The organism is Vibrio sp. 10N.261.54.E10 (assembly GCF_002877735.2).
GTDB classification, from domain to species: domain Bacteria; phylum Pseudomonadota; class Gammaproteobacteria; order Enterobacterales; family Vibrionaceae; genus Vibrio; species Vibrio crassostreae_C.
Map to the genome: position 1 here is coordinate 1 of NZ_MCXE02000008.1, position 6,361 is coordinate 6,361.

Here is a 6,361-nt window from a genome sequence, read left to right on the forward strand (position 1 = left end):
CTTGTACTTCGTTCAATTAGTGGGTGTTTAACCTTGAGTGAAAAAGCAGAATCAGGTTTTCGCATTTATCGTGAAACGCTTTCGCGTTTTTCGTGCGCCGCTTCAGCTGTATCTGCAATTATGCACGATCGCCTAGTGAAACAATCAAAGGTCTCTTACTCGGAGGCCTTTTTTATCATCCGTTGCGCTTATTCATCAATAATTTAGGAATGAAATGGAATTCTCTGCCATTGTCATCGTGATCATTTCGGCTTCTTCATGCGGGTTAGAATTCTAGGTAAATCTAATCAAGGATCGGGTTCGTCATTCTTAGCCTCTGGCTTTGCCGCCGCAGCGATATTGACGCCATATTTGATTTGGTATGTTCACAGTGTGAGGCCTTAAAATATCTCACTTCCATTCTGGCAACTGGTTTTCTTGAGTGGGATCTGTCAAATCATCTATTTGATTGGGTTAGGCGCGCCTATAAACAGGCTGATATCGGTGTGAGTTACCCAATGGCACGAGCACTGCCTGTGTTGATGGTGGGTTTAGGCACGGTGTTGATCGGCTATGAGCTGTCGCCGAATCAATGGATTGGATTCACATTGATTACATTGGGTTGCTTGTTTGTACCACTTAAGCAGTTTTCTGAACTTAGGTCAAGCTTATCTCAGCCTTGGTGTGTTGTGGGCGTTAATTGCCGCTATTGGTACCACGAGAACAGCTACATCATTGATAAAGAGGCGCTTCTATTATTAGAGCCTTAAGCACCCCCACCGTTACTAACAAACACACTGCGATTTTCTACCCTAGGCATTCAGTTTTGGGCGATTGTGATTCCGCTGAGTGTTTGGTTATTCGTAACCAACCAAAGAATCGAGTTTACTAATGCTTGGATACTGCGAAAGAAAGCCACGGTTGCAGGCATCATGATGGCTTCGACTTATGGTTTGGTGTTATTTGCGATGACCATGACTGAGAACGTCAGCTTAGTTGTGACTCTTAGGCAAATAAGCATCATCTTCGGCGTAGTGATGGGGATCTACTTTTTAAAGGAAAAGTGGCACGTTACACGCGGTGTGGAAGTCGTTTTTATCATTGCAGGTTCAATTATCTCACTGACTTAAAAAGAAATTAAATCCTACCTCCAACCTATAATGTGACTTTTCAGTCGCATTTTTCTTTATTGATAGCAAACGTTTTACTAATGTTAAAGATGTGATCCTTCTCATAGACAAGTCAGCGAAGTTACCGGTAACATCCACCTCAACGTTACCGGTAACATATAATTACAAACCGGACTCTGTGAAACTCATAAGGATACCCAAATGAAAGCTCTGACTGAAACGCTGATTGCTGCCTCCCTCACTGGGTCTATTTGCTACTTCAGCAATGGCTGCAGACTTTAAACTTAAATTCAATCTTCAGATCCTTCTGGTGACTTGAACTTCAAAGTTCAGCAGAAGTGGGCTGAGCGCGTAGAGACGATGTCTAACGGACGTATTGATATCGATCTTCTGCCTGTAGGCGCTGTGGTTAAGCACACAGAAACGCTAGGCGCGATCAAAATGGGCATCCTAGATGGTCACATCACAGCAACAGGTTACTTCTCTGGTAAAGATCCAGCATTTGGCCTAATTGGTAACATGGTTGGTGCATGGTCAGACACAACGCAACTGCTTCAGTACATGAACTACGGCGGCGGTAACGAGCTAATGACTGAACTGTACAAGCCTTACGGGGTTCAGTTCGTCGGTGCATCTACAACGGGTGTTGAGTCTTTCATCTCCAAAAAGCCAATCGATGGTGTCGCGGATCTTAAAGGTCTTAAATTACGTGCACCTGAAGGCCTAGTACAACAAGTATTTGCAGCCGCGGGTGCGACTCCAGTAAACCTGCCGGGTTCTGAAGTATTTACTGGCCTAAGCAAAGGCGTAATTGATGCCGCGGACTACACGGTATTTTCAACAAACCAAAAAGCGGGCATGAACGACATCGCAACACACCCAGTTCAACCGGGCTTCCACTCACTGCCGCTTATCGATATCTCTGTTTCTCAGAAGAAATGGGACAAGATGCCAGCTGATCTACAAACGATTCTGCAAACATCAGTTCGTGACTTTTCTTACGACATGACAACTCAGCTGAAAATGGCTGACCAAGCTGCGCTTAAAGAAGCTCAAGCGAACCTAGAAATCACTATCCACGACTGGTCTCAAGAAGAGCGTAAGAAGTTCCGCGAAATCGCGAAAGGCCAATGGAAAGTATTTGCAGAGCGTTCTGACAACGCAGGGAAAGTTTACACTTCAGTAACTGTGTTCCTAGAAGAAAACGGCTTACTGTAATTCAAACTTAGCTTATTGATAGGGGAGGGCACTGCTCTCCCGTATTCTCCCAGGAAATTTGGCTCATGACCGACAAAATCCCCCGCTCCAGCTGAAAACGACGAGCAACCAAGAAATGCGCTTGATCGTTTTGTTATAAAGTTCAGTAATCTCGTTAGCTGGTTATTTATTTTTACTGTATTGATTTCATTTTATGAAGTTGTGATGCGTTACGCATTCGATGCCCTGACCACATGGGTACATGAAACAGCTTCTTTCATCGGTGGTTCTTTATTCATTATTGGTGGTATCTACGCGTTTGCTGCGAATAAACACGTGCGTGTGGTTCTTATCTACGATTCAGTGTCTAACCAAGCACGTAAATATCTTAATCTTGTTCACCACATTGTTGGTTTGGCTTTTGCAGGCATGCTCGCTTACGCCGCTTACTTCACTGGAAGAAGCGTGGTTTGCACCTTTGGGGTGAATTCCGTCTTGAGACATCTGGTTCAGTGTTAAACGCGCCTTATCCTGCATTGTTGAAAGGCCTGATCTTTGTCGTTTTGTGTGTTCTTGTTGTCCAGTTTGTATTGCACCTAATCCAAGAGTTGATGGGTCTAAGGAAGAATGACGATGTTTGATTTATCTTCTATTGGTATCGCATGGGGCAGTTTGCTCATGTTGGTTATGATGATTGGCTTGCTACTGACTGGTATGCAGCTGGCCTTCGTAACAGGCTTTGTCGCGATTTTCTTCACTCTATGTTGGTTTGGTCCTGATGCTTTACCTTTGATTGCGAGCCGTACCTACAGCTTTGCTTCTGGTTATGTTTTCCTCGCGGTTCCAATGTTCGTATTGATGGCGGCTTTGTTAGGACCGCTCGGGCATCGCACGAGATCTGTTTGATGCAATGAAATCTGTCGGCCGTAAAGTTCGTGGTGGTGTGGCAGTACAAACCTTATTAGTCGCGGTTCTATTGGCTTCGATGTCGGGCGTTATAGGTGGTGAAACGGTACTCACTGGGTATTCTCGCACTGCCACAAATGCTTCGTTTAGGTTACGACCGTAAGCTTGCTATCGGTACAACCTGTGCGGGTGGCGCACTTGGAACTATGCTTCCGCCAAGTATCGTACTGATCATCTACGGTATGACAGCCAGCGTATCGATTGGCGACCTGTTTAAAGCGTCTTTCTTACCAGCGTTTATCCTTGCGGGCTGTTACATCGGTTATGTATTGATTCGCTGTAAGCTGAATCCTTCTCTTGCGCCAATTCCAAGCGATGATGAGACAGAAGAAGACATCGCCAATCAGCCAAGCTACTTCAAAGCTCTGTTCTTCCCACTGCTTTCTGTTGCAACGGTTTTGGGCAGTATCTACACAGGCATCGCTTCAGTAACAGAAGCGTCTGCATTGGGTGTAGTCGGCATCATGATCAGTGCGCTGATCCGTGGTGAACTGAACTTCAGTATGTTGAAAGAGAGTGCCATCGCAACCATGCGTACCTGCGGCATGATTATGTGGATTGGTATCGGTGCAAGTGCATTGGTTGGTATCTACAACCTGATGGGTGGTATTGATTTTGTTGAAGAAACCATCCTTGCACTCAGTGGCGGCAACGCGACAGTAACATTGCTAATCATGATGGCTATCTTGCTGGTACTAGGCATGTTCCTTGACTGGGTAGGTGTGGCACTACTGACTATGCCAATCTTCGTTCCAATCATCACTGGCCTTGGTTTTGACCCAGTATGGTTCGGCGTTGTGTTCTGTCTAAACATGCAGGTGTCGTTCTTGTCACCGCCGTTTGGTCCTGCGGCATTCTACTTGAAATCAGTAGCACCAAAAGACATCAGCTTAGGTGAGATTTTCTCTTCACTACTGCCGTTCATTGCACTTCAAGTATTGGTTCTGGCACTGGTTATTATCTTCCCTCAGCTCGCGCTTTGGTGGCAATAACAGCGAAGGTTCCTGAGCGAGTTTAATGTTCAGGAACCTATCAACGGCAACACAAGTTTAACTATTAGATTCGATTGTCAGCCCCTGTTTTGGTTGGGGCCTAGGGAAGGCTTGCCTTATGAAAAGCAAAAAAAATACTCGTGATGGGCGTATCTGGATGCGGAAAGAGCCTGATTGGTAGCCGTATCGCGCAGAAGCATTAACGCTTCAGTTTTTTGATGGGGATGACTTCCATCCCCAAAGCAATGTAGAAAAGATGCGTCAAGGTATTCCACTGACAGACGAAGATCGTCAAGGATGGCTAGAAACACTGAATAAGCAATATATCGAACAACCGAGTGCTGTGATTGCATGCTCTGCACTGAAACCTCAATACCGCGAAATTCTGCGAGAGAACAATGAAGATTTAGTGATTGTGTATCTTCAAGGCAGTTTCGATACGATTTGGAATCGCCATAAAGCTCGTGAAAACCATTACTTTAATGGTCAAGAAATGTTGAAAAGCCAATTCGCAACCTTGGTTGAACCTGAACTAGATGAAGCGTTATTTGTCGATATATCGCAAGATGTTGAGCAAGTCGTAGAAAGTGCACTCAAACAAATTAAGCAGATAGGCTAAACCATGACTCAGATAAAAAATGACATCGCGATGATTGGTTTAGGAGTGATGGGCAAAAGCCTTGCGCTCAACCTATTGGATAACGGCTTTAATGTTGCGGGCTTCGATTTAAACATCGACAACATTGGATCGCGCTTGTGTGGAAGCTAAGCAACTCAATGAGACGTTTGAAGGTAAAGGGCGGTTCACAAAAGGCACTAGCCTTGAACATGTGCTGCAGGGCTTAGCAAAACCGCGTGTTATTGCGTTGTCGGTTCCTGCCGGAAACCCTGTCGATATCGTCGTGAATAGCTTGCTTGATGCTGGCCTAGAAAATGACGACATTGTTATCGATACGGGCAACAGCCTTTGGACAGATACCGAAGCACGCGAAGTGAACTACAAAGGCAAGCTTCGTTTCTTTAGCACCGCCGTTTCTGGTGGTGAAGAAGGCGCTCGTGTTGGCCCTGCGCTAATGGCGAGTGGCGACCAATCGGCTTGGCAATATGTGAAACCGATGTGGGAAGCGATTGCTGCAAAAGTGATGCTAATGGGCTACCAGTTGCTCAGTTTAAAGCGGGTGAAGCGTGCGCGGCGTATGTTGGTCCTTCTGGCACTGGGCACTATGTAAAAATGGTACACAACGGTATTGAATATGCCGATATGCAGCTTATTTGCGAAGTGTACCCAGTTCATGCGTGGTGTGCTTGATATGCCACTAAAGAGATTGGACAAGTCTTTGAGCAATGGAACAACGGTGTGCTGAACAGCTATCTGATGGAGATTAGTGCCGACATCCTTCAACAAGAAGATGTTGTAACGGGTAAGCCATTTGTTGATGTTGTGCTTGATAAAGCGGGACAGAAAGGCACGGGATTGTGGACAGCAGTTAACAGCCTTCAAGAAGGGTGTCCGAATCCAACGATTGCACAGGCGGTTTATGCGCGTGCAATGAGCGGTCAAAAGTCGCAACGAGTGCAGGGAAGCAGAACTCTTGAAAGGTAATATTGCGGATGCGAGTCAGTTGGATAAAACAGAGGTTGTCTCTGAACTTCATGATGCTTTGTATTGCGCCAAACTGTCTGTTTATGCGCAAGGTTTTGATTTACTGAAAACAGCGTCAGACAAAAGAGGGATGGAATCTCGATTTCACTCAAATTACTAAGATTTGGCGAGCGGGTTGTATTATTCGTGCCGCTTTCCTGCAAAGCATCACATCGGCTTACCAACAAAATGCTGAGCTAGCGAATCTATTGTTTGATGAAGGCTTTTCATCAAACAAGTGGAAGAGCGCGAGCTTGCTTGACGCATCGCGGTAGCGAACTCAGCTCTGTACGGTGTGCCGATGCCTGTGATCTGCTTTCTGCTCTGAGTTACTTCGATTCATTATGAAGCGGCGCACGAAAACGCGAAAGCGTTTCACGATAAATGCGAAAACCCTGGTAACTGGGACACAAGACTCGGTTAAACACCTACTCCAGTAACTGAACGAAGCAATA

The 6,361-nt window shown here is 45.6% G+C and carries 5 protein-coding genes and 6 pseudogenes; all 11 read left to right on the forward strand.

Annotated features, from left to right (window positions below; all coding sequences use genetic code 11):
• On the forward strand, window positions 1–207 hold a 207-nt coding region (locus tag BCU07_RS23350), incomplete at its 5' end, for a hypothetical protein (protein WP_413286205.1).
• Between the two features lie 7 nt (window positions 208–214).
• Window positions 215–1,109 (forward strand): annotated as a pseudogene (locus BCU07_RS23355) (multidrug transporter).
• Window positions 1,110–1,310: 201 nt separating this feature from the next.
• Window positions 1,311–2,327, forward strand: a pseudogene (locus tag BCU07_RS23360) (TRAP transporter substrate-binding protein).
• Window positions 2,328–2,392: 65 nt separating this feature from the next.
• Window positions 2,393–2,947, forward strand: a pseudogene (locus BCU07_RS23365) (TRAP transporter small permease subunit).
• Window positions 2,940–4,264: pseudogene (locus tag BCU07_RS23370) on the forward strand (TRAP transporter large permease). Before BCU07_RS23365 ends, BCU07_RS23370 begins: the two co-directional pseudogenes overlap by 8 nt.
• A gap of 143 nt (window positions 4,265–4,407) precedes the next feature.
• A pseudogene (locus tag BCU07_RS23375) lies at window positions 4,408–4,883 on the forward strand (gluconokinase).
• Between the two features lie 3 nt (window positions 4,884–4,886).
• Window positions 4,887–5,033: an NAD(P)-binding domain-containing protein gene (locus tag BCU07_RS23380; protein WP_413286206.1), complete on the forward strand. Its 147-nt coding sequence runs from the start codon at window positions 4,887–4,889 to the stop codon at window positions 5,031–5,033.
• A complete protein-coding gene (locus BCU07_RS23385; RefSeq protein WP_413286207.1) occupies window positions 5,023–5,493 on the forward strand; it encodes an NAD(P)-binding domain-containing protein in 471 nt (156 codons plus the stop codon). The genes BCU07_RS23380 and BCU07_RS23385 overlap by 11 nt, the downstream gene beginning before the upstream one ends.
• Before the next feature lie 32 nt (window positions 5,494–5,525).
• Window positions 5,526–5,867: pseudogene (locus BCU07_RS23390) on the forward strand (hypothetical protein).
• Window positions 5,857–6,027 (forward strand): hypothetical protein, encoded by a 171-nt coding sequence (locus BCU07_RS23395; RefSeq protein WP_413286208.1) that lies wholly within the window; start codon window positions 5,857–5,859, stop codon window positions 6,025–6,027. Before BCU07_RS23390 ends, BCU07_RS23395 begins: the two are co-directional and overlap by 11 nt.
• Before the next feature lies 1 nt (window position 6,028).
• Window positions 6,029–6,181 (forward strand): hypothetical protein, encoded by a 153-nt coding sequence (locus tag BCU07_RS23400; protein ID WP_413286209.1) that lies wholly within the window; start codon window positions 6,029–6,031, stop codon window positions 6,179–6,181.
• Window positions 6,182–6,361: the final 180 nt, after the last annotated feature.